Source organism: Alloalcanivorax xenomutans (assembly GCF_900217905.1).
In the GTDB taxonomy this organism is placed as follows: Bacteria; Pseudomonadota; Gammaproteobacteria; order Pseudomonadales; family Alcanivoracaceae; genus Alloalcanivorax; species Alloalcanivorax xenomutans.
In genome coordinates, this window is sequence record NZ_OBMO01000019.1 from 1 (window position 1) to 21,927 (window position 21,927).

At 60.3% G+C, this 21,927-nt stretch carries 19 protein-coding genes and 1 tRNA gene; 12 read left to right on the plus strand and 8 right to left on the minus strand.

The features are described from left to right. Positions 1-165 precede the first annotated feature (165 nt). On the minus strand, positions 166-1,650 hold the full coding sequence (locus tag CRO06_RS15070; protein WP_179746618.1) for an AbgT family transporter: 1,485 nt from the start codon (positions 1,648-1,650) through the stop codon (positions 166-168). Between the two features lie 36 nt (positions 1,651-1,686). Continuing rightward, entirely contained in the window at positions 1,687-3,234 is a 1,548-nt protein-coding gene (locus CRO06_RS15075) for an adenylate/guanylate cyclase domain-containing protein (RefSeq protein ID WP_097058785.1), read from the minus strand. 224 nt (positions 3,235-3,458) lie between these two features. On the opposite strand from CRO06_RS15075, the gene CRO06_RS15080 reads away from it, so the two are divergent. From CRO06_RS15080 to CRO06_RS15095, 4 genes are all read left to right on the plus strand, one after another. Then, positions 3,459-4,022, plus strand: a complete 564-nt coding sequence (locus CRO06_RS15080; RefSeq protein ID WP_097058786.1) for a nitroreductase family protein — start codon at positions 3,459-3,461, stop codon at positions 4,020-4,022. After that, entirely contained in the window at positions 4,015-4,473 is a 459-nt protein-coding gene (locus CRO06_RS15085) for a YiiD C-terminal domain-containing protein (RefSeq protein ID WP_097058787.1), read from the plus strand. Before CRO06_RS15080 ends, CRO06_RS15085 begins: the two co-directional genes overlap by 8 nt. Further along, positions 4,470-4,904, plus strand: a complete 435-nt coding sequence (locus CRO06_RS15090) for an MAPEG family protein (protein ID WP_022994004.1) — start codon at positions 4,470-4,472, stop codon at positions 4,902-4,904. The genes CRO06_RS15085 and CRO06_RS15090 overlap by 4 nt, the downstream gene beginning before the upstream one ends. 91 nt (positions 4,905-4,995) lie before the next feature. Beyond that, positions 4,996-5,083 (plus strand) — tRNA-Ser (locus CRO06_RS15095). A 398-nt stretch (positions 5,084-5,481) separates the two neighbouring features. Here the strand turns inward: CRO06_RS15095 and CRO06_RS15100 are convergent. Next, positions 5,482-5,661, minus strand: a complete 180-nt coding sequence (locus CRO06_RS15100) for a hypothetical protein (RefSeq protein WP_097058788.1) — start codon at positions 5,659-5,661, stop codon at positions 5,482-5,484. A gap of 105 nt (positions 5,662-5,766) precedes the next feature. Beyond that, a complete protein-coding gene (locus CRO06_RS15105) occupies positions 5,767-6,159 on the minus strand; it encodes a tautomerase family protein (protein ID WP_097058789.1) in 393 nt (130 codons plus the stop codon). Between the two features lie 136 nt (positions 6,160-6,295). Between CRO06_RS15105 and CRO06_RS15110 the strand changes: the two genes are divergently transcribed. Continuing rightward, entirely contained in the window at positions 6,296-7,168 is an 873-nt protein-coding gene (locus tag CRO06_RS15110) for a LysR family transcriptional regulator (RefSeq protein WP_097058790.1), read from the plus strand. 25 nt (positions 7,169-7,193) lie between these two features. On the opposite strand, the gene CRO06_RS15115 is transcribed toward CRO06_RS15110, so the two are convergent. The 3 genes from CRO06_RS15115 to CRO06_RS15125 form a co-directional block, all read right to left on the minus strand. After that, positions 7,194-8,162 carry an alpha/beta fold hydrolase gene (locus CRO06_RS15115; RefSeq protein WP_244902840.1) on the minus strand — a complete coding sequence of 323 codons (969 nt, stop codon included), beginning with the start codon at positions 8,160-8,162 and terminating at the stop codon, positions 7,194-7,196. Between the two features lie 129 nt (positions 8,163-8,291). Next, complete coding sequence (locus CRO06_RS15120; RefSeq protein WP_055100563.1) at positions 8,292-8,912, minus strand: hypothetical protein; 621 nt, start codon at positions 8,910-8,912, stop codon at positions 8,292-8,294. A gap of 54 nt (positions 8,913-8,966) precedes the next feature. Then, positions 8,967-10,712 carry a DUF1302 domain-containing protein gene (locus CRO06_RS15125; RefSeq protein WP_022994016.1) on the minus strand — a complete coding sequence of 582 codons (1,746 nt, stop codon included), beginning with the start codon at positions 10,710-10,712 and terminating at the stop codon, positions 8,967-8,969. Between the two features lie 1,265 nt (positions 10,713-11,977). Between CRO06_RS15125 and CRO06_RS15130 the strand changes: the two genes are divergently transcribed. From CRO06_RS15130 to CRO06_RS15160, 7 genes are all read left to right on the plus strand, one after another. After that, complete coding sequence (locus CRO06_RS15130; protein WP_022994017.1) at positions 11,978-13,201, plus strand: branched-chain amino acid ABC transporter substrate-binding protein; 1,224 nt, start codon at positions 11,978-11,980, stop codon at positions 13,199-13,201. A 67-nt stretch (positions 13,202-13,268) separates the two neighbouring features. Next, entirely contained in the window at positions 13,269-14,210 is a 942-nt protein-coding gene (locus CRO06_RS15135) for a branched-chain amino acid ABC transporter permease (RefSeq protein WP_022994018.1), read from the plus strand. After that, positions 14,207-15,475 (plus strand): branched-chain amino acid ABC transporter permease, encoded by a 1,269-nt coding sequence (locus CRO06_RS15140; protein ID WP_097058792.1) that lies wholly within the window; start codon positions 14,207-14,209, stop codon positions 15,473-15,475. The genes CRO06_RS15135 and CRO06_RS15140 overlap by 4 nt, the downstream gene beginning before the upstream one ends. Beyond that, the gene (locus CRO06_RS15145) at positions 15,472-16,218 is read left to right on the plus strand and encodes an ABC transporter ATP-binding protein (protein ID WP_022994020.1); all 747 of its coding nucleotides are present in this window, start codon (positions 15,472-15,474) and stop codon (positions 16,216-16,218) included. The genes CRO06_RS15140 and CRO06_RS15145 overlap by 4 nt, the downstream gene beginning before the upstream one ends. Continuing rightward, positions 16,218-16,913, plus strand: a complete 696-nt coding sequence (locus CRO06_RS15150; protein ID WP_022994021.1) for an ABC transporter ATP-binding protein — start codon at positions 16,218-16,220, stop codon at positions 16,911-16,913. The genes CRO06_RS15145 and CRO06_RS15150 overlap by 1 nt, the downstream gene beginning before the upstream one ends. A gap of 409 nt (positions 16,914-17,322) precedes the next feature. Further along, the gene (locus CRO06_RS15155; RefSeq protein WP_097058793.1) at positions 17,323-19,023 is read left to right on the plus strand and encodes a long-chain-fatty-acid--CoA ligase; all 1,701 of its coding nucleotides are present in this window, start codon (positions 17,323-17,325) and stop codon (positions 19,021-19,023) included. A 52-nt stretch (positions 19,024-19,075) separates the two neighbouring features. Next, positions 19,076-20,422 (plus strand): MFS transporter, encoded by a 1,347-nt coding sequence (locus CRO06_RS15160; RefSeq protein ID WP_022994023.1) that lies wholly within the window; start codon positions 19,076-19,078, stop codon positions 20,420-20,422. A gap of 279 nt (positions 20,423-20,701) precedes the next feature. Here CRO06_RS15160 and CRO06_RS15165 read toward each other — a convergent pair whose 3' ends face one another. After that, the gene (locus CRO06_RS15165; protein ID WP_022994024.1) at positions 20,702-21,904 is read right to left on the minus strand and encodes an acetyl-CoA C-acyltransferase; all 1,203 of its coding nucleotides are present in this window, start codon (positions 21,902-21,904) and stop codon (positions 20,702-20,704) included. Between the last annotated feature and the right edge of the window lie 23 nt (positions 21,905-21,927).

The following is a 21,927-nucleotide window of genomic DNA, read 5'->3' on the forward strand; positions in this document are numbered from 1 at the left end:
CCCAAAGTACGACGCCACATGACGCTGGGAGGGCTCACCCCCAACGCCTATGCGGCTACTTTACAGTCCGTGTCTACTTAAATGGGGCCAGTCCAAAGAGGGCTTGCGTATCCGCAACCCTCACCCTTTCCTTCACTATTCACTATTCACTATTCACTGCTTTTCTCACGTTCCCAGCGGCCATCCCACCGCGATCCAGACGCCCAGCAGAATCGACCAGCCCAGTAGCAGGGTCAGGCTGTAGGGCAGCATTAGCGCGATCAGCGTGCCGACCCCGGTGTCCGCCTGGTAGCGGCGGGCGAAGCCCAGGACCAGGGCGAAGTAGGGCATCAGCGGGGTGATGATATTGGTGCTGGAGTCGCCCACGCGATAGGCGGCCTGGGTGGCTTCCGGATCGATGCCGAGCAGCATCAGCATGGGAATGAACACCGGCGCCAGGATCGACCATTTGGCCGAGGCACTGCCGATCAGCAGATTGATGGCGGTGCTCATCAACACGAACAGCAATAGCAGCAGCACGGTGGGCAAGGACAGCGTGCCCAGCCAGGCGGCGCCGCGAATGGCGAGTACCAGACCCAACTGGCTGTAGTTGAACCAGGCCACGAACTGGGCGGCGAAGAACATCAGCACCAGATAACCGGCCATGGACGCCATGGTGGTTTCCATCGCGGTAATGACGTCACCGGCGGAGCGGAACGCCCCGCTGACGCGGCCGTAGACCACGCCGCAGGCGGCGGCCACCAGGGCAATTAACACCACGATGCTGGACATGAATGGTGATTGCAGCAGGGCTCCGGTGTCCGCGTTACGCAGCGGCGCGTCCGCCGGCAGCCCCAGCCAGGCCAGAAACGCCAGACCCGCCACCAGGGTGACCAGGGTCCAGATCGCCGCGCGCCGGTGCAGGTGCGGTTGTTCGTCCCGGACGCTCCCATCCGCTTCGCCGGCGGCCAACCGGGGCTCGACGAAGCGCACCGTCACCAGGGTCACCAGCGTGGTCACCAGCACGGTGGATACGATAATGAACCAATAGTTGCCGGCGGCGCTGACGGTGCGCTGCGGATCGATGATGTGCGCCGCCTCGGTGGAAATCCCGGCCAGCACCGCGTCCACCGGGCCGAGCAGCAGGTTGGCGCTGTAACCGCCGGATACCGCGGCGAACGCGGTGGCGATGCCGGCCAGAGGAGAACGGCCGGCCAGTTGGAACAGCAAGCCGGCCAGCGGGATCAGCACCACGTAGCCGGCATCGAAGGCGATACTGGACATCACCCCGGCGAAGGCCACGGTGGCTACCAGCGTGCGATGGGAGGCCCGGCGTACCAGCGCCGCCAGGCTGCCACCCAGCAGGCCGGAATGCTCGGCGATGCCCAGGCCGAGCATCGCCACCAGCACCACGCCCAGCGGTGCGAAACCGGTGAAGTTGCCGACCATGTGACTGAACAAATATCGCAGGCCGTCGCTGTCCAGCAGCGAGCGTACCACGATCTCTTTTTGTTCCTGGGGATGAAAGGCGTTGGCGCCGAGAGCGGATAGAATCGCGCTCAGAGGCAGCATCAACACGCATAACCAAACGAACAGAAGAGTGGGGTGGGGTAGCCGGTTACCCAGCCGTTCCAGACGGCTCAACCAACCCGCCGATGCAGAAATCGCCATAGTCGCTCCCGGTGGTGCCCCTGTCCGCCGAAGTACTCAGAGACGAAGCTGTTCTTGTACCCGACGCGCCGCCCGCCCCATGAATTCCAGTACCCGGGGGCGTTCCCGATGATGCAGACGGTCGGAATCCAGATGCAGTACGAAGCCTTCCGCTTCGAAGTCCAGGGACACCGGTTTGTTGTCTTTCAAGTCCGTGGCCGAACGGGCCATTGTCCCGAGTATGCGTTTTTTGTCGAAATTGTGAATACGCTCCAGGTCCATATGTAGGGCAAAACCTTCGGTTTCGGCACTGACATAGCGGTTGCGGCCCCCGGCGTGGCGTTTCAGATCACGGGCTTCGTAGACCGGAATCGGGCGGTTGAAGCCCTTGGCGCTGATGTCGCCGACGCTGCGGCATTGAATGCGGTCCTGCACCAGTTCATGGGTGGATTCGGAAATCAGCACCTGGCCCGGACGGCAGGCGGATTCCAGCCGGCTGGCCAGGTTCACGTCGGTACCGAGAATGGTGTAGTCCATGCGGCTGTCGGTGCCGAAGTTGCCGACCGTGACATAGCCGGTATTGATGCCGATACGAATCTCCAGCGGCTGCTCGATACCCTCGTGCTTCCATCGCTGGCGCAGCAGACGCATATGGCGCTGCATTTCGATGGCCATGGCCACGCAGCGGAAGGCATCCTCCTGAGCGCCCTCGCTTTTGGGGTCGCCGAAGAACACCATCACCGCGTCGCCGATGAACTTGTCGATGGTGCCGCCGTGACGCAGGGCAATACGGGTCATTTCACTCAGATAGGTATTGAGCATGGCGGTCAGGGTGTCCAGCGGCAGCTCTTCGGAAATCGCGCTGAAGCCCTTGATGTCCGAGAAGAACACGGTGAGGCGCTTGCGCCGGGTTTCCAGTTTGGCGTCCCGTTTGCCGGTGAACAGAGAGCCCCAGATTTGCGGAGGCAGATATTTGGCCAGCTTGCGTGACATATTCAGGGCTTGCCGCTGCTGCTCGCGTAACTGCTGCTGGGCCAGACGCAGATAGCGGGTCTGCCGTTGCGCGAAAAAAGCGCTGGCGCCCATGTACACCGCCAGCCCCAGCAGGGCGAGGACGACCAGGGACAACGGAGCCTGCGGCACTGGCTCGAAGGTGGGATCAAGCAGATAGAACAGGGCGCCGCCGGCGCCCGCGCCCAGGGTGGTCATCGCCACGCTGCCGAGCCAGGGGCGCCAGCCGCCATGGCTCATGGCGTTGGCGTGGACGATGGCCAGCAGCGCCAGGCTGGGGACCACCGCGAACCACAGGCAGGCACAGGCGAAGCCGATGCACAGGGCGTCCGCCTGCAATAGCGTCTGTGACAACGTGGCGGCGGCCACACCGCGTTTTTCCGCCACCATCGCCAACAACTGGATGAGCAGCGGGTAAGCCAGCAACGGCGCCACCGCCCAGAGCAGCGAGAACGGATAAACCTGTAATCCGATCCCGGCCCCGAGCATGCCACTGGCCACCAGAAACGCCAGGATTCGGGTCAGATGGGTTTGCCGGCGGGTTTGCGCCTTCAGATCCAGGTACTGGCGCGAGGACAGGGCAGTGTCAGCCATGGACGGTGTTGGTCCCGATAGGAAGGAAAGATAACGCCGCGAGGGCGTCGGTGGCACGGCGCATGATCGACTCCTTGTCCTGGGGGTAACAGACGAGCTTATTAGAAAGTTTTATAAGAAAAAAGGATGATCTTCGTCAACGGGCAGTCTGGCGCTGTTGCCGTATCCGTGGGTGGCGTCTTTGGGTCACGAGGCTACAATAGCGCTCTTTATAAGGAGAATGCATGGATACCCTCACCGCCTTGACCACGCGGGTGTCAGTGCCGCGGCTCACCGACCCCGGGCCCGGCGATGAACAGATCGATTTGCTGCTGCGGGCCGCGATCCGCGCACCGGATCACGGCATGCTGCGGCCCTGGCGATTCATCGTGCTGCGCGGTGACCAGCGGGAGCGGTTAGCGGACATCATGGAACAGCACACCGCCGAATCCTTTGCCGAGGCGGACCCGTGCACTCTTGCCAATGCCCGCAACAAAGCATTGCGGGCCCCGGCGGTGATCGTGGTGGCGGCGGAGGTCACCGAAGGCCACAAGGTGCCGGTGTGGGAGCAGGTGCTGGCGGCCGGCGCCGCCGCTCAAAACATCATGCTCGCCGCCCACGCGCTGGGTATTGGTGCCATGTGGCGTACCGGTGCCATCGCCGAGGACGCGGCGGTGAAACGGCGTCTGGGCTTCGCCGACAAGGACCAGGTGGTGGCGTTCATTTACCTGGGCACGCCGGCCGGCGCACTGAAATCCGTGCCGGACGAAAGTCCCGACTTGTATGTGCGGGAGCTGCCCGATGATTGATCTCTCGGCCCTGGCCGGAAAGGTTCGCGAGGCGATCCCGCTGACCCGCCATCTGGCCTTCGAGTACCTGGACTTCAATGGCGAGCGGCTGCGGTTGCGGGCACCACTGGAGCCCAACCACAACGACAAGGGCACCTTCTTCGCCGGCAGCCAGGCGGCGCTGGTGACTCTGGCCGGTTGGTCGCTGACCTCGGTGCTGGCCGAGCAGATCCTGCCGGACCAGGCCGTGGACGTGGTGGCGGTCACCTCTTCGCTGGACTATCTGCTGCCGCTCGACGTCGATATGGTGATCACCGCCGAATCCGAAGCCGCTGACCGGGAACGTTTCCGCGAACGGCTGCAACGGCGCGGCAAGTCGTCGCTGCGCATTATGGCGCGGGCGGACAATGAACAGGGCCAGCCGGTCTGCCAGTATCAGGGCACCTTTCTTGCCCGGATACTGAAACCATGACTCTGGATACTTCCGCGTTGCTCTATCTGCTCGGCTTCGGTTGCTGGGCTTTGTTCCTGCTCTTTGCTCTGGTCGCCGGTCGCGGGCTACAAGTAGTGTCCGGCCGCCGACGTGCCGATGCCTTCCCGCCGTATCACTACGAGCCGGCGGAGTTTCTCAGCCGTCTCTCCCGCGCCTATCAGAACACACTGGAACTGCTCGGTGTGGTGATCGTCATCGCCGGCGCGGCGATGGTTGTTGGCAACGATCTGGCTGGCCGGCTGCTGCCCTGGATTCTCGCCGCCCGTATCGGTCAGAGCCTGATTCATCTGGTAGGGGTGAATCACTGGCTGGTGCAGATCCGCTTCGCCTTTTTACTGGTGCAGATGGTGCTGCTGGCCTGGCTGGCGCTGGACACCTTCCCGATCCTCTGTGATCTGATTAAACCCTGAACAGTCGCCCTCCGAACCCTTGCCTAACCCGTGTCCCTCCGGTACTCTACGCGCCCTCAGCCTACGGGCTGGGACGACAAAGAGTTTCCCCGGTGAGGTGTCCGAGTGGCCGAAGGAGCACGCCTGGAAAGTGTGTATACGGAAACGTATCGAGGGTTCGAATCCCTCCCTCACCGCCAAATAAAGAGCCCCGCTTAATGCGGGGCTTTTTATTTGGCGGTCGTGGGCGGTTTTGATGAGAGCCCTCCGGTTCGACCAGCCGGCCTTTGGCCGGCGCAGGACGTCGCCCTTGGGCGACGGGGCGAAGCCCCGAGCGTCAGCGAGTCAATCCCTCCCTCACCGCCAAACTAAAGCCCTGATTTTTCAGGGCTTTTTTCGTTCTATGGCGATCCTTGGGCCAAAATTGGGCCAGAAATCCCGTTTTTCAGTCCGCCGCCGGCCGCTCTAAACCCCATCATCTCTGACACCATTCCCGCCATGCTCCGGGTGTCATTGAAGTGGCACGAACCCAGGGGAGGGCGAAGGCGGCCGTCCGTCGGCCACCCGGCGAGTTTTCGGGGAGAGTAGGGGGGCCGGGTTACTTGTTGTCTCCCTTGTCCTCTTTCGACGCCGCGGTTTTCAGTGCCGCATAGGCGAAGCCGATCAGCAGGCCGGTGGGAATCAGACGCCACATTTCATCGAAACCAAAGAAGAACCAGGCGGCGAGAATAACGGCGGTGAGGCCAAGGAGCAGGGCGACAAGTCGGGAAGCGGACACGGTGCTCTCGTGAATCGGTAGTGGACGGAGCCGCAGAGGCTAGCCGAGAGGCTGAGGCAAAGCAAACCGGAAGCAGCCGGCTTCCGGTTTGTCGCCAATGACGCCTCAGCGGCGGTAGCTGTACGCCTCCTGGGAGATCCCGCCATAGCCGTAGGCAGAGGCACGGCAGTCGACGATGTGGATGTTCGAGTGAGGATGCACGTTACCGAGCAGCTTGCTCAGTTCTCTGAACGCCTGGTCCTGGTAGTCCGCTTTCTGTTGTTTGGTGTTGGTTTCATCGGTGATGGTCACCACCAGCCGGAAAGAGTCCTTGTCCAACTCGGCCAGCGAGCGCCCGGCGATGAACCATTGCTCCCTGGGCAGATATCGGATTTGCACCATGGTGCGTTGCTCTTCCTTGTCCAGCACACGGCAGGTCAGGGCGGTGAGGGTTTTGGCGATATGGCGGGCCTGTGCGGGGTCGGGGGTGCCGGACAGGGTCAGATCAATACCGGGCATGGCTCAAGTCTCCAGATGGGGCTTAGGTGATCAGGAAGGGACAGGCTAGAGCAGATTTGGCCATCCGAATAACGGGAATATAAGATGGAATCCATCGGTAAGTCCGATGGATGGCGCAAGTTTGGAATGACGTGCGATGAAACGCTTCGATCTGGAATTGTTGAACACCCTGGTGACGGCGGTGGAGCAGGGCAGCCTGTCGGCGGCGGTGCCGATCCTGTGCCGTTCCCAGTCCACCCTCAGCGAGCAGGTGAGGAAGCTGGAGCAACAGTGCGGTGTGCCGTTGCTGGTGCGCGGCAAGCAGGGCGTGGTGCCGACCCCGGCGGGGCAAAGGCTGGTGGACCATGCGCGCAAGCTATTGGCTTTGAACGACGTCGCTTATCAGGATATGCAGGGACTGTTGCTGGCCGGGGATGTGCGGCTGGCGATCACCGATTATTTTCGCCCGGACTGGGTGCCCACCCTGCTACGCCGTATCCGGGGCCGCTATCCGCGCTTGCGTTTGCATGTGGCGATCCTGAAAAGCGCCTTCGTCGAAGAGGAAGTGACGGCGCGGGAGTACGATCTGGGCATTTCCATGATGCTGCCGGACGTGGCACCGCAGCCGCCCACCGGCACGGAGCAACGGCGGCTGCTACGCCGTGAGCCGTTATTCTGGGTGGCCCATTCTTCTCTGGAATTGACGCCTTCCGAGCCGGTGCCGATAGTGGCGCTGCCAGCCAGTTGCGCCTTGCATCGCTATACCATGAGCATGCTGGAAGCCCACCAGCGACCCTATTACATCGCCCATTCCGCGTCCGGAGTGGCGGGGATGCATCTGGCGCTGTCGGCGGGGCTCGGCGTCGCCTGTCTGAACGCCTCGGCGGTACCCGAAGGGCTGAGGCGGATCGATGACGCTCTCAAACTGCCCCGGTTGCCGCCGGTCCGTTTTCACATGTCCGCCGCCACGCCCACGGTGTCGGCGTTGGTGGCGGAAGTGCGGGAGATGTTGGCGCGGTCCGCGTGCTGAGGGCCGCCATGGCGGAGATGATGCCCTAGCTTCCCAGTCCGTCCAGGAACGTCTTGAGGTGCTGATTGACCTGGTCCGGTGCCTCCATCTGGATCCAATGACCGATGCCATCGAGGATGATGATATCGGTGAGATCATCCATCTGCGACGGCATGCGTTCCAACGCCTTGGCGGCGAACTGGATCACCGGATCTTCCTCGCCACCAATGAACAGGGCGGTGGGCTGGATCCGCTGGCGGCCGTCGGCATGCTGTTCTTCCCAGGACGCGTCCATGGCCCGATACCAGTTGATCGGCCCGGTCAGACCGCTGTTTTCGAAGCGTTTCACATAGACGTCCAGATCCGACTCGGTCATCCAGGACGGTTGCGGCCCTTGCGGGGGCTGCAGAATGTCCAGGAAGCCGGTGACCGGCTTGGCGGCGCGATGTTTTTCCCGCATGCCGGGGCCGGACAGCGCATGGTACATACGGCGCAGAAAATCGCGTACATCCGCTTCCAGTTCCTGCTCCGGGATTTCCGGCTGTTGGAAGTACAGTTGATAGAAGAAACGCTCACCGAAGGCCTGGCGCATTTGCTCGGTGGGCCGGCGCGGGCCGATGCCGGGATAGGGAACGGAAAGCCCGACCACGGCACGCACCCGTTGCGGATACTCACGGGCCACCTGCCAGGCCAGGGCACAGCCCCAGTCGTGGCCGATCACCACCGCTTGCCCGGCATCGAAAGCGTCGAGAATGCTAATCACATCCTTGACCAGCTCGCTTTGCCGGTAGGCCATCGGGTCCTTGGGGGCGTCGCTGTAGCCGTAGCCGCGCAGATCCGGTACCAGCACGTGATAGCCTTGCCCGGCGAGAAAAGGCGCTTGATAACGCCAGGAGTACCCGCACTCGGGGAAACCGTGCAAGAGAATAATGGCGGGGCGGCCCCGTTCACCGTACTCACTGACGTGGAAGGTGAGACCGTTTGCTTCCACGCGCTGCTCTATAGCGTTTGCCATGTCGAAATGCTGCCTGCTGTTATTGGAATGGGGGCGCGGCTTGTCCCGGCCCGACAGGAACAACAGCATACCGTGGGGAATGGGCGGAACAAAACAAAAACGCCGGATGCTCCGCCCCGGGGGGTGGGCCTATTGATCGTCAAACAAGCCGGCCTCGACCAGGCCGTTGGCGATGGTGTTGGCGAATTTCTCCGCGCCGGCTTCCAATCCGCGTTGGTTTGCCGTTACCGTGGTGCCTTGCCAGACAATCGCCTGTTGCGCCACGTCCCAGAAATCGGTGCGGGTCACATACAGGGTTTCGGTAATGAAGAAATCCGGGCCAAAGGTTTCCGGCTGCATGGTGAGGCCGGCGGTGACTGGTGCCTGGGAGGACGCCTCGCCACCGACGTGCACATCCTCCACATTTTTGTCGAGTAAATGGATTGCCACGGCACTGTCGAAACCTTCGTCACGCATGCGTTGCGCAAGATAGTCACGGCTTTTCCCTTCAATGCCTTTGTGGCCGTAAACATCCAGCGCCGCCCGGGCGTCGATGCCCCGGGCGCGCAACCGCTCAACGATGGCGTGTTCCAGCAGTGGCCGTACTTCATGGTCCACCAGCAGGCCAACCACCACCGACTGGTAAGGGGGCTGAGCGGCCTTTTCGGTGTTGGCTTTCACCTCCACCAGCCTGGTGTTGCTGTACACCGAAAGACAACCGCTCAATAACGTCAGCAACAGAGCGGGGAAGGCGTATTTCCATGTTTTCATCGGTTTTCCTCTTGCCTGCCGGCGACCCGGGCCGCCGGCTTCCTTATAAAAAAATCAGAATGTCACGCTGGTGCTCAGGGCAACGTAATCACGATCGGAGACGGTGCTGTAGGCCTGATCATTATAAGTGGTGTAGGACAGCGTGGTGGTGGTGTTGCGGTAATCAAAGCCCAGTGACAGGCCCAGCGAGCGCTGGTCTTCCTGCAGGGCGTCATCGCTGGCGTAACCGTCCACGCCATGACGGAACGACAGTCCCGGAGTCACGGTGACCGGACCGAGCAGGTTGGCGTAGGTGGATTTCACCGAGACCTGGTAGCCCCAACTGAAATCGGTGACGTAACCCTTGTCGCCCGGGTCGCCGACGCCGTATTGGGTGTGACGGCGGAAACGCATCTCGCTGGTGCTGGGCAAGTCCGGAATCCATTCAAACGCGGTTTGCAAGGACAGCACTGTTTTTTGCGCCTTGAGAAACTCGGGAACTACCGTGGTGAAGGTGAATTCGGCACGCTGGATGTCGAACTCCCGGTAGCCGTGAACCACATCGCCCGCCGCAACCCCGTTGATGTAGTCCTGAGTGCCGGAGGGTACTTTGGCATTGTTACCGCCCAGGGTGCTGCTGGCGGTTTGCGAGGTCAGGTCCGAGGTATTGATCTGGATCGGCATGTCCTTCAGATAACTCAGATTCATGGACAGGTTGCCGATACCGGCGAAGGTCTTGTCGGCGGTCAGACCGAACACCTTGATGTCTTCCGGATACTCGTAGAAATAGTGAACCCGGTTGAACGGTGTCGGCTGTGCACTGGGTGTATTCAGTTTACGGGTGGAGTAGATCGGCAAACGCATGTGGTAGTTGAAGTAGTAGGCGCCGACCTTGGCTTTGGCTTCGGCGAACTGGTAGTCGAACTTGAAGCCGTACTGGCCATTGCCGCGAGCGTCGTCGTCTCCTTCCCGCACGAAGTACAGTCCCTGTTCCTTGGCGTCCTGGCTCGGTAGTGGGGTGCTGCCGGAGAAGGTGCCGTTGCAGCCAATGGCGGTGTTGTCCAGGGAGGAGTAAAAAGTCCCGCAGCCATCCAGCACGGCTTTCTCCCAGTCATATTGGTAGAACGCCTTGGCGGAAAGGTGCTCGAACGGACTGAATTCCAGGCTCACCATGCCAGAGGGAATCAGATATTCCTGATAACCGGAACCCGGCCGATGCAATGCGGCCAGATCCACCGCGTTCAAAGACGATAGTGAGCCGCGGGAATACAGGCTGCGGCCCCACAGCAGGAACTGATCCCCGATCTTTACCGACAACGGCCGGCCGTTCACCTCGAAGTTGCCGTAAACGTAAGCTTCCTGAAGGTTGCCGCCGGAAAACCGGGCGCGCCGGTCGAAGTCGTCGTCGTCGAGCGGTGTATCCGGCTGATAGTCGTTGGGGAAATGACCATGGGCAACATCCTGTTCCTTGAGGACATAGTCGTACCAGGCCTTGGCGCTGATCACCGCGCCATAATTCTGGTACTTGAAATCAAAGCGGCCGAACAGCTGCGCCACGCCATTGACCAGATCACCGGCGTCATAATTCATGTTGCCGTCATCGGCCACCGCCGAATTGGTTTGGCCGCCACCGGGCACGTCCGGCGCGAATAGCAGATCTTTGTTGGCGGACTGCACCCGCATGGCGGTACCGAGGGCGCCCTTCACCGTCCAGGCGACGCTGGCGTCCTCGCTCAGTTGGTTTTCGCCGGCCCAGGCCGGTATACACAGGGGCAGGGTGCCGAGGGTGCAGGCCACCCCGGCCAGGACTTTTATCCTCATTGTATTTCGCTCTCCACTGGGGCCGTTCGAACGGCCTCCGATCGTTGCTGTTTTTCTCTGTGCGTCACGACAAATCGGTCTGTTCCGACCAACGGTGAAAACCGGACGACGTCACCGTCCGCACCGTGTGCAAGGATCCTTCGGAGCGGGACCGGTGCCGGAAAAGGTATCGGGGCTGGCCATATCGGCGGGAGTGGTCCGGCAAGGCCGGCAGTACCCCATGGCGCCGAAAATGGAGCAGGCAGGTGTTGTTCTTTTGGTTTGGCCGCTGGTCCGTAGCGGAATGATCTTTTGTGTGACCACCGTCCCTGGTGGCCATCCTCCGGACCATCGCTAAAGCGATGTCCAAAATCGTTCCCGACGATTTTGTGTGACCACCGTCCATGGCGGTCACCCTTCGGGCCGTCGCAGGCGGCATCCAAAATCGTTCCCGACGATTTTGTGAATCAGTGTTTTGAAAATCGCCGGGAGGGCGCATTCAACCTCTCACTGGCGGAAGGGTCAACAAGGACAAGTAAGTTGTTTTGATCGAAAAGTGATCTATTTTGGGTATTTTTGATTAAAAAGCAGACAAAAAGAGAAGGGTGTGGCTGTCATGTATACCTTTTTTCTGTCGATGTTACTTTTAGTAACGAGCCAGGGGAGTGGAGAGGGAGGGCAGGTAAACGGAAAGCAGCGTGGCGTGGTACGACAGTGCTACAAAAAACAAAATAGGAGTTGAGTGCGGCAAGTGCCGTTACTGTTTATGGGAAGAATGGTAACACATGGCCAAAATCGGGACCGGAATGCCGTGTAAAGACGGTAAATGCGCCGAAACGTGAAGGGCTTCGTGCGGAAAAACCGTTGGTCTTTTGCCGCCGCTTTTTATGACCGGACAGTCATGTGTGGGAATAGGTCAGTAAGGACTCAAGGATGACGGTTTTCACCGTATTTCTATCGGTTTTGGTGGTGGACGGAGGCTGGCACATTACTTTACAACTAGTGGCGGAAATAGAAGAAAGATGAAGGAAAAACAGCAACTTAGTGTTCTTAAATTGGACGCAAGATGGGGCTGGACAGGTAAAAAAACTTAGGAACATACTTAACGGCATGGCCGCGTCCGCCGCTCCTGGTGGTAACGTGGAAATAACATTGAATGCCTCTTTGGCATCATCAAAGGAATATCCCTGGCCTGTGAAACGGAAGGATGTTCCACGAAAGTGGATCGTCGCGTGCCCGCGGCGATGAAATAAAACGGCAAAACAACAACAAAGTGGAGAGCCTAAATGTTGAAGTCCGTTCGTACCCTCGTCACCGCCTCCTTGCTGCTGGCTGGTACCGCCGCCAGCGCCGCGGAGACAGTGAAACTCGCTTTGATCGACCCGCTCACCGGTCCCATGGCCGCCGCCGGCCAGCCGGCGTTCGAGCACCTCAAACTAGAAGCTGAACGTATCAACGCCAATGGCGGCCTGAATGGCGCCAAACTGGAAATCGTCGGCCTGGACAACAAGGTCAACCCGCAGGAAAGCCTGGTACAGTTGCAGAAGGCCATCAACGATGGCATCCAACTGGTGACCCAGGGTAACGGTTCCTCCGTCGCATCCGCGCTTATTACTTCCGTGGAGAAACACAACCGCCGTAACCCGGGCAAGGAAGTGTTGTATCTGAACTACGCGGCGGTGGATCCGGCGTTCACCAATGAGCGCTGCTCCTACTGGCATTTCCGTTTCGATGCCAACGCGGACATGAAGATGAACGCGTTGACCAACTACATCGCCAGCAATAAAGATATCCACAAAGTCTATCTGATCAACCAGGACTACAGCTTCGGCCACGCGGTTTCCAAGTCCGCCCAGGAAATGCTGAAGCAGAAGCGTCCGGATATCGAAATCGTCGGCAATGACTTCCACCCTCTGGCCAAGGTCAAGGACTTCACTCCGTATGTGTCCAAGATCCAGGCTTCCGGCGCCGACGCGGTGATTTCTGGCAACTGGGGGCAGGACATCACCTTGCTGGTGAAAGCGGCCGCCGAATTCGGTCTGAAAGCGCCGTTCTACACCTATTACGGTGCCAGCTCCGGCGTGGTGACCCAGCTGGGTGACAAGGGCGTGGACCGCATCTATCAGATCAACGAGTACTACGGTGATTTCGAAGATCCGGAGATGGCCAAGAAGCAAGTGGAGATGTATGAAAAAACCGGTTGGGATTTCTACTATCTGCGTCTGAGCACCATGCTCGACATGCTCAAGGCCGCCGCTGACAAAGCCGGCTCCACTGATCCGAAGGACCTGGCCAAGGCACTGGAAGGTCTGAGCATCGAAACTCCCACCGGCGAAGTGACCATGCGGGCCGAGGATCACCAGATTCAGTTGCCGATGTTCATTTCCGTAATGAAAGACGGCATGAAGTACGGCGCGGAAGGCACGGACTACAACTTCCACAAGATCGCGGAGATCGCTCGCGACGACGTGACCCTGCCCACCACTTGCCGCATGCGCCGCCCCAACTAAAGGCGGCCATGACTCCTTGTTGATGCAGTAAGGGCAGCGGAGATTCCGCTGCCCCGGGAGCCTGCTCATGCTCGAAATTATCCTCTTTTCCCTGCTGAACGGTATTTTGTACGGCCTTTTGCTGTTCATGCTGTCCAGTGGCCTCACCCTGATCTTCTCCATGATGGGGGTGCTTAACTTCGCCCATGCCAGCTTCTATATGCTGGGCGCCTATTTTGCCTACACTCTGGGCATGCACACCGGGTTCTGGCCGGCTCTGATCCTGGCTCCCATTCTGGTGGGCGTGGTAGGCAGCCTGGTGGAGCGCTTCGGTCTGCGCCGGGTGCACGCCAACGGTCACGTGGCGGAGTTGTTGTTTACCTTTGGTCTGGCCTATGTCATCGACGAACTGGTGCAACTCACCTGGGGCACGGTGGCGGTGCCATACCGGGAGCCGGACTATTTGCGCGAGCCCCTGTTCACCCTGTTCGGTACCGACTACTCCATTTTCCGTGGCGTGGTTATCCTGATTTCCATTCTGATGTTCATTGCGCTCTGGTATCTGCTGAAGAAAACCCGGGTCGGCATGATGATCCGTGCCGCTCTTACCCATGGCGCCATGGTCGGACATCTGGGCCATAACGTACCGCGGCTGTTCATGTTGGTGTTTGGCTTCGGCTGTGCGCTGGCCGGACTTGCCGGTGTTATCGGTGGTCCTCTGCTGGCCACGGAGCCAGGCATGGCGGCCACGCTGGGACCGATTGTATTCGTGGTGGTGGTGGTCGGCGGCATGGGCTCGTTGCCCGGTGCTTTCTATGCCTCTCTGCTGATCGGTCTGTTGCAGACCTTCTTCGTGGCCATCGACGCTTCCGTGGCCGACATCCTCGGTATTTTCGGATTGCAGATCGACCCGTACGGCGAAGTGGCGCGCATCACCCTGGCTAACCTGGCTCCGATGACACCTTTCATTCTGCTGGTGCTGATGCTGATCTTCCGGCCCCGTGGTCTGATGGGGGAGCTTGAACCATGAGTGACGACATGACTGCTACCATGATCCGCTCCAATCAACGTTTTGCTCTGCGCGGGCTGGTGCCGTGGCTGGTATTCGCCGCGGTGCTGTTGATCCTGCCTTTCATCTTTACCGATGGCTTCAGCTTCACGCTGATGAACGCCATTGGCATCAATATCGTTTTCGCTCTGTCGTACAACATGCTGTTGGGCCAGGGCGGCATGCTGTCCTTTGGCCATGCGGTGTTCTTCGGCCTGGGCAGCTACGCCGCCATGCACGCGATGATCGCCATCGACGACGCCTCCTATGCCGGCGAGGGCTTCTGGGCCCATGTGCCGGTGGTTGCCATGCCGCTGATCGGCATGATCGGTGGCGGCCTGGTGGCGCTGGTGTTGGGTTGGCCGTTCTGCCGTCGCGCCGGTACCGCCTTCGCCATGATCACGCTCGGGCTCGGCGAGATGATCGCCGCCGCTGGCCAGATGTTCCCTTCCGTGTTCGGTGGCGAAGCGGGTATCTATGGCAACCGCATGGTCGGGCCGCAATGGTTTGGCTTGGAGCTGGCGCAGGCGGCGGACGTGTATTGGTTCATCGCGTTCTGGACTTTCGCCGGCGTATTGGCCATGTGGGCGTTCACTCGCACGCCTCTGGGGCGTATGTCCAACGCCGTGCGGGACAACGCCGACCGTTTGCAATTCATCGGTTACCAGCCGCGTAATATCCGCTTTCTGGTCTTCATCGCATCCGGTTCCTTTGGTGGTCTGGCCGGCGGCATGGCGGCGGTGAACTACGAGATCATCACGCCGGAATCGCTGGGCTTGATTCCCTCGGGTCTGGCGTTGCTGATGGCCGCGGTGGGTGGTCTGGGTGTGTTTTATGGCCCGATCGTCGGCGCGGTGCTGGTGACGCTGATGAACTCGCTGTTGAGCGACTATTCGGACGCCTCCATTTTGTATGTGGGGCTGATCTTCCTGTCCATCGTGATGTTCGCTCCGCGCGGTTTGGCGGGAGGTCTTGAGCATATCCGTGCCGCTTATCGCGAAGGCAGTCTGGCACGGCGTTTGCCTGGCTGGTTTGGAGGCGCCGTGGCGGTGTTGTTGATCGCCCTGGGCCTGATTATCGTCATCGAAATGCTGTTCGCCGGTCATGGTGGCGGCGATACCGTGAACGTCTTCGGCATCCAGTTCCAGGCCGGTGGTGCCACTGGCTGGCTGGCCGGTGTGGCGGCCCTGGTGGTCGGTGTGCTGGTAATGCGGGCGACCAGGAAAAATCGGGAGGCGAACGCATGAGCGCCTTGAACATCAAGGGGCTGAAGAAGCAGTTCGGCCCCGCGGAAGTCATCTGTGGCGTGGACCTGGTAGTGGAAAAGAACGAGGTGCACGCTGTGATCGGCCCCAACGGGGCCGGCAAATCCACGTTTTTCAATCTGCTTTCCGGCGCTTTTCCTCCGACCAGCGGGGAAATCCAGCTGTACGGTGAACGCATTGACGGCCTGTCGCCGGAGAAGATCCAGCAACGGGGGCTGTCCCGTTCCTTCCAGGTCAGCAATGTGTTCGGCAATCTCAGTGTGTTCGAGAACCTGCGCTGCGCCTGCTTCAAGCAAAGTCGAGCTGGATACGTGTTCTGGCGTTCGGCGGCGCGGGTGCGCGAAGCCAATCGGCGTGCCGAGGAAGTATTGGAAATGATCGGTTTGCAGGCATTGCGTGACGTGCCGGCCGGCTCTCTGCCGTATGCCAGCCAGCGTGCTCTGGAAATCGGCATGACCATCGCCTGCGACGCGCCGGTGGTGCTGCTGGATGAGCCCACCGCGGGCATGAGCAACACCGAGACCGCCCAGGCCATCAAGCTGATTCGTCAGGTGGCCGAAGGCCGGACCCTGATGATCGTGGAGCATGATATGGGAGTGGTGTTCGAGCTGGCCGACCGTATTTCGGTACTGGTGTACGGCAAGATCATCGCCACCGGCAAGCCGGAGGATATTCGCAATAATCCGAAGGTGCGGGAAGCTTATCTCGGCGAGGAGGCGGCGTGATGCTGGAAGTGAAGGATTTACACGCCTACTACGGCAAAAGTCACATTCTCAATGGGGTGAACTTCCACCTTGAAGAAGGCGAAGTGGTTTCGCTGCTGGGACGTAACGGGGTGGGGCGCTCCACCACGGTGAAGTCGATCATGGGCGAAGTGCCGCCGCAGGGATCGATTCGTTTCCGTGGCAAGGAAATCGCCGGACTACCCAGCCATGCCATCGCCCGGCGCGGGTTGGGGTATGTGCCGGAAGACCGGGATATTTTTCCCACCCTGACCGTGCGCCAGAACCTGGAACTGGGCATCAAGAACCCGAGAAAGCCCGGCAAATGGAAAGTCCAGCAAATGCTGGACATGTTCCCCAATCTGGCCCGCCGCGCGGATTCTCCGGCCGGTGTACTCTCCGGCGGGGAGAAGCAGATGCTGACCATGTGCCGGACCCTGATGGGCGACCCGGAACTGATGATGATCGATGAACCCACCGAAGGGCTGGCGCCGCTGATCGTCAAACAGATTGGCGAACTGATCAGTGATATCGCCAACGCCGGTGTGTCCATTCTGCTGGTGGAACAGAAACTCTCCATCGCCATGGACATTTCGCACCGGGTGCTGGTGATGGGCCATGGGCAGATTGTCTTCGAAGGCACGCCGGAAGAACTGCGCGCCGACGATGCAATCCGCAAGGAGTGGCTCGAAGTGTGAATTCCGGTGGCGGCCCTGGCCGCCGCCGCTACCCTTTACGCATTCCATTGAGCAATGAGCTGACCCGTCTTCTGGACGGGTTTTTTTTGTCACGGTTCAGAGAAAAAGTGGTTGTTCTCAACGAACAGGCTGAACCGCCTTACGGCTCTCCACGAAAAACCTCCGCTTGTCGCTCGCCTGACCTGAACTCACCGGCAGACCGGCTATTCGCACCTTTTCAGGCCTCCGGGGGCGCGAAAAGATGGTTGAGCGCCGGGAAAAGACGATGCGGATGCTCTTACCGCATGTCTACAAGTCCACCTTGCCGATGAAGGTTCGCCTCGAACCTCTTCGGTATTCACCGGATTTTTCTTGGCCAAAGACACGCAGCCCATGGAGCGCGTGCCGGCTTTTTTTCGGGAGACATACAATGAATAATCAACCCTGGCTGAAGTCCTACCCCCCAGGCGTGCGTTGGGACGCCCAAATCACCCCCAGAGCCGTCCAGCGGATCCTGACCGATTCGGTGGCCAATCATCCGGAGCAGCCCGCGGTCGACTTCATGGGGCGAAACATGAACTACCGGGAGCTCGGCGCGTTGACCGATCGCGTCGCCGCCGGGCTGCAGAAGCTCGGTGTCGGGCCGGGTATTCATGTCGGCCTGTTCCTGCCCAATACGCCACATTACCTGGTCTGCCTTTTTGGCGTACTGCAAGCCGGCGGCACGGTGGTGAACTACTCGCCGCTCGACGCCGCCAATGTGCTCAAGCACAAGATCGAGGACAGCCAGACCGATTTTCTCATTACGCTGGATATGGCTGCTCTGTACCCGCAAATGGCGGCGATGGTGGGCACGACACGGTTGAAAAAACTCATCGTCGGCAATCTGGCTGAAATGTCGGGCGCCCCGGAGCAGGTGGTCGCGGCAATGGCCGCCAAAGGGGAGACCGTGGCCATTCCCGCCGATGAGTGGCATATGCGTTTTGCCGAACTGATCGACAATGACGGGCGGTACCGGGCCCATGGCATCGACGATCCCCACGAGGCTCTGGCTATTTTGCAGTATACCGGGGGTACGACGGGGCTGCCCAAGGGGGCGATGCTTACACACGGCAATCTGTCCTCGGCCGTTGAGCAGGTGGTGACCACCGGACTGGGCACGCCGCCGATGTTCGAGATGGGCAAGGAACGCGTGCTCGCGGTGCTGCCGCCTTTTCATATCTACGCGCTTACCGTCAATCTGTTGCTGGCCGTGCGTCTCGCCGCCGAGATCGTGCAGCATGTGCGCTTTGACGCGAAAGCCGCTCTGCGTGACATCACCGACAAGAAGCTCACTTTCTTTTGCGGCGTGCCGACCATGTTCACCGCCGTCATCAACGATCCCGATGCCCCCCGGTATGACCTGCGTACGCTCAAGATGTGCAATTCGGGTGGAGCGCCGCTGCCGGTGGAGGTGGGCAATCGCTTCAATGCCATCACCGGTACCTGGCTGGCGGAAGGATGGGGCATGACCGAGACCTCGCCGACCGGCACCTTCTCTCCCATTCCAGGCAAGCGCAAGGCCGGCTCCTGCGGCATTCCACATCCTGGTGTAACGATAAAAATGCTGGATCTGGACGATCCGACACACTACGTGCCCCTGGGCGAGAAAGGCGAGATCTGCATCCAGGGTCCCAATGTGATGAAGGGCTACTGGAACAAGCCCGAGGCCACCGCCGAGAGCACTACTTTCGATGGCTTCTTCCGCACCGGCGACATCGGCTACATGGACGAGGACGGCTTCGTTTTCATCGTTGATCGCTGCAAGGACATGCTGTTGTGCAGCGGCTACAACGTCTATCCGCGTGTGCTCGAGGAAGCCATCTATCAACACCCCGCCGTATCCGAGGTAGCTGTCATCGGCGTATCGGACCAGTACCGGGGCCAGTCCCCCAAGGCCTTCATCACGCTCAAGCATGGCGCCAGTCCTTTCACGCTGGAACAGCTGCAGACGTTCCTCAAGGACAAGCTGGGTAAGCACGAGATGGTGCGGGATCTGGAGATCCGTGAAGCACTACCCAAGACCGCCGTGGGCAAGCTGTCGAAGAAAGATCTGGTCGATGAAGAAGCCCGGCGTCGTGTCGCCGTGTGAGGCCTGTCGAGCATTTCAACAACGATAAAACGAAAAACAAGGGAGACCTGTCATGGCTCACTATGCTCCAGAGCGGAAAGCGGCGGCCGTCCAGTACAGTCCACAGGACGAGGCGTTGTTTTCCAAGATCAGCTGGCGGCTGCTGCCACTGCTGATCGTTTGCTACATCATCGCTTTTCTCGACCGCGTCAATATTGGCTTCGCGCAACTGCAAATGCGGGAGACGCTGCCATTCAGTGACGCCGCCTACGCTTTCGGTGCGGGGGTGTTCTTTATCGGCTATTTGCTCTTCGAGGTGCCCAGCAATCTGATCCTGGAGAGAATCGGTGCGCGCAAGACCCTGTTACGCATCATGTTCTGCTGGGGACTGGTCGCTTCCGCCATGATGTTTGTTCAGTCGACGACGGTATTCTATATCCTGCGTTTTCTACTTGGTGCGTTCGAAGCTGGCTTCTTCCCTGGCATCATTCTGTATCTTACCTACTGGTATCCGGGGCCCCGGCGCGGCAAGGCGATCGCTCTTTTCATGACCGGCGCCACCATCGCCTATCTCCTTGCCGGTCCAATGTCGGGCGCCATCATGAAGTACATGGACGGTCTGATGGGCTACCGTGGCTGGCAATGGCTGTTCGTTGTCCAGGGCCTGCCCGCTACCTTCCTGGGGCTCTTTGCCTTCTTTTATCTCAAGGACAAACCGGAAGACGCCAACTGGTTGTCCGCTGATGAAAAGACCCGTCTGCGCCAACTGCTTGACGATGACGAGGCACTGGCCGGCCGGGGAACCTCGCACGGTTCATTCGGCGCACTGCTTGCCAGCCCCAAAGTCTGGGTAATGTCGCTTGTGTACTTTCTGGTTCTGGGCGCCACTTATGTAATGGTGTTCTGGGCGCCGACACTGATCAAGAGTTGGGGCGTGGAGGATGTCTTCACTGTCGGGCTGCTCTCGTCCATCGCCCCCGCGGTCACCATCTTCGCCATGGTGTTGATCGGGCGCAGTTCCGACAGACATAACGAACGGCGCCGGCATTTCATGTTCTGCTGTTCCCTGTGCGCCATTGGCGCGGTGGTTCTCGTCTTTACTCAAGGCACGCTGGTGTTGTCTCTCCTCGGTCTGGTCATTCTCACGGTTGGCCAATCTTCAGCCACGCCGCTGTTCTTCGCCGCCACCAGTGAGGTCATTCCCAAGAAGATCGCGGCCGGCGGTATCGCGCTGGTCAGCAGCCTGGGCAATCTGGGGCCTGCCGTCATGCCCTCGGTGGTGGCTTTCGTCAACACCGCCACGGGTACGCCCAACGCCTCGCTCTACCTGGTGGCGGGGTTCTGGCTGTTGGCGGGGCTTATTCTCATGGCGGTGGTCAAGACCAGGATTGTGGCACGGCCGGCGCTTGCGACCACGTGATGCCCTCTTGCTGACTCGCCGAAAACACCGTTTACGGGCCCGGCCCTGACGACAACACCACTGTGGGAGCTTCGTAGCTCTCTGGAGAATGTATTGGCGGCCATAAAAAAACCGCACCAGCGGCCCTCATGATGTGGTCGTGCCCGGGGAAGGGTACCCAGGAGAGGGTAGGGCACGGCCAACGCGGACGGCCGGTTGGGAGGCCGTCCAGGCTGGTGCGGTAAAACCGGGAATCCGGCGGCCGGGGAAGACCGCCGGAAGAGTATCGCGGGGGCGTGATCAGAATACTTCGAACAGACCGGCGCCACCCATGCCGCCGCCGATGCACATGCTCACCACCACGTATTTCACGCCGCGACGCTTACCTTCGATCAGCGCGTGGCCGACCATGCGGGCACCGGACATGCCGTAGGGGTGGCCGATGGAAATGGCGCCGCCGTTGACGTTGTATTTCTCCGGGTCGATGCCCAGCTCGTCACGGCAATACAGACACTGGCTGGCGAAGGCTTCGTTCAGTTCCCACAGGCCGATGTCATCGATTTTCAGACCAAAGCGCTGCAGCAGTTTGGGAACGGCGAACACCGGACCAATGCCCATTTCGTTCGGATCACAGCCGGCCACGGCCATGCCGCGGTAGGCACCCAGCGGCTGCAGGCCCAGGCGCTCGGCTTCCTTGGCTTCCATCAGCACGCTGGCGCTGGCGCCGTCGGACAGCTGGGAGGCGTTACCGGCGGTGATGAAACGGCCTTCGCTCACCTGCTGGCCATCCTTGAACACCGGCTGCAGTTTCTGCAGGTCTTCGAGTTTGGTTTGCGGACGGTTGCCTTCGTCCTTGGACAAAGTCACTTCCTGGTCGGAAACTTCTTTGGTTTCCTTGTTCATGACCTTCATGATGGTGGTCATGGGCACGATTTCGTCATCGAATTTACCGGCTTCCTGAGCGGCGGCGGTACGCATCTGGGACTGATAGGCGTACTCGTCCTGAGCTTCCCGGGAAACATTGTAGCGATCGGCGACGATTTCAGCGGTTTCCAGCATGGACATGTAGATGTCCGGGCGGTGTTCCTTCAGCCACGGATCCGCGGCGCGGTAGCGGTTCTGCTTGTCGTTCTGTACCAGGGAGATGGACTCCAGACCACCCGCCACGGCCACGTCCATGTTGTCGACCATGATTTGCTTGGCCGCGGTGGCGATGGACATCAGGCCGGAGGAACACTGACGGTCCATGGTCATGGCGGAAACGGAAGTCGGCAGACCAGCGCGCAGAGCGGCCTGGCGAGCCACGTTACCGCCGGTGCTGCCCTGCTGCAGGGCAGCGCCCATGATCACGTCCTGGATGGTTTCCGGATCGATCTTGGCACGCTCCACGGCGTGCTTGATGGCATGGGCACCCAGCGCCTGGCCCTGGGTATCGTTGAAGGCACCCCGGTAGGCTTTGCCGATGGGGGTGCGGGCGGTGGAAACAATGACAGCTTCTCTCATGATGGGCCTCGTTGCTCAAATAA

What these genes read in the sequence shown, in the direction of transcription:
- CRO06_RS15115 (WP_244902840.1), bottom strand. Translation starts at nt 8,162, where the DNA reads ATGGCAAACGCTATAGAGCAGCGCGTGGAAGCAAACGGTCTCACCTTC.
- CRO06_RS15085 (WP_097058787.1), top strand. Translation starts at nt 4,015, where the DNA reads ATGATTGATCTCTCGGCCCTGGCCGGAAAGGTTCGCGAGGCGATCCCG.
- CRO06_RS15135 (WP_022994018.1), top strand. Translation starts at nt 13,269, where the DNA reads ATGCTCGAAATTATCCTCTTTTCCCTGCTGAACGGTATTTTGTACGGC.
- CRO06_RS15160 (WP_022994023.1), top strand. Translation starts at nt 19,076, where the DNA reads ATGGCTCACTATGCTCCAGAGCGGAAAGCGGCGGCCGTCCAGTACAGT.
- CRO06_RS15090 (WP_022994004.1), top strand. Translation starts at nt 4,470, where the DNA reads ATGACTCTGGATACTTCCGCGTTGCTCTATCTGCTCGGCTTCGGTTGC.
- CRO06_RS15125 (WP_022994016.1), bottom strand. Translation starts at nt 10,712, where the DNA reads ATGAGGATAAAAGTCCTGGCCGGGGTGGCCTGCACCCTCGGCACCCTG.
- CRO06_RS15165 (WP_022994024.1), bottom strand. Translation starts at nt 21,904, where the DNA reads ATGAGAGAAGCTGTCATTGTTTCCACCGCCCGCACCCCCATCGGCAAA.
- CRO06_RS15075 (WP_097058785.1), bottom strand. Translation starts at nt 3,234, where the DNA reads ATGGCTGACACTGCCCTGTCCTCGCGCCAGTACCTGGATCTGAAGGCG.
- CRO06_RS15140 (WP_097058792.1), top strand. Translation starts at nt 14,207, where the DNA reads ATGAGTGACGACATGACTGCTACCATGATCCGCTCCAATCAACGTTTT.
- CRO06_RS15080 (WP_097058786.1), top strand. Translation starts at nt 3,459, where the DNA reads ATGGATACCCTCACCGCCTTGACCACGCGGGTGTCAGTGCCGCGGCTC.
- CRO06_RS15070 (WP_179746618.1), bottom strand. Translation starts at nt 1,650, where the DNA reads ATGGCGATTTCTGCATCGGCGGGTTGGTTGAGCCGTCTGGAACGGCTG.
- CRO06_RS15105 (WP_097058789.1), bottom strand. Translation starts at nt 6,159, where the DNA reads ATGCCCGGTATTGATCTGACCCTGTCCGGCACCCCCGACCCCGCACAG.
- CRO06_RS15110 (WP_097058790.1), top strand. Translation starts at nt 6,296, where the DNA reads ATGAAACGCTTCGATCTGGAATTGTTGAACACCCTGGTGACGGCGGTG.
- CRO06_RS15150 (WP_022994021.1), top strand. Translation starts at nt 16,218, where the DNA reads ATGCTGGAAGTGAAGGATTTACACGCCTACTACGGCAAAAGTCACATT.
- CRO06_RS15130 (WP_022994017.1), top strand. Translation starts at nt 11,978, where the DNA reads ATGTTGAAGTCCGTTCGTACCCTCGTCACCGCCTCCTTGCTGCTGGCT.
- CRO06_RS15120 (WP_055100563.1), bottom strand. Translation starts at nt 8,912, where the DNA reads ATGAAAACATGGAAATACGCCTTCCCCGCTCTGTTGCTGACGTTATTG.
- CRO06_RS15155 (WP_097058793.1), top strand. Translation starts at nt 17,323, where the DNA reads ATGAATAATCAACCCTGGCTGAAGTCCTACCCCCCAGGCGTGCGTTGG.
- CRO06_RS15145 (WP_022994020.1), top strand. Translation starts at nt 15,472, where the DNA reads ATGAGCGCCTTGAACATCAAGGGGCTGAAGAAGCAGTTCGGCCCCGCG.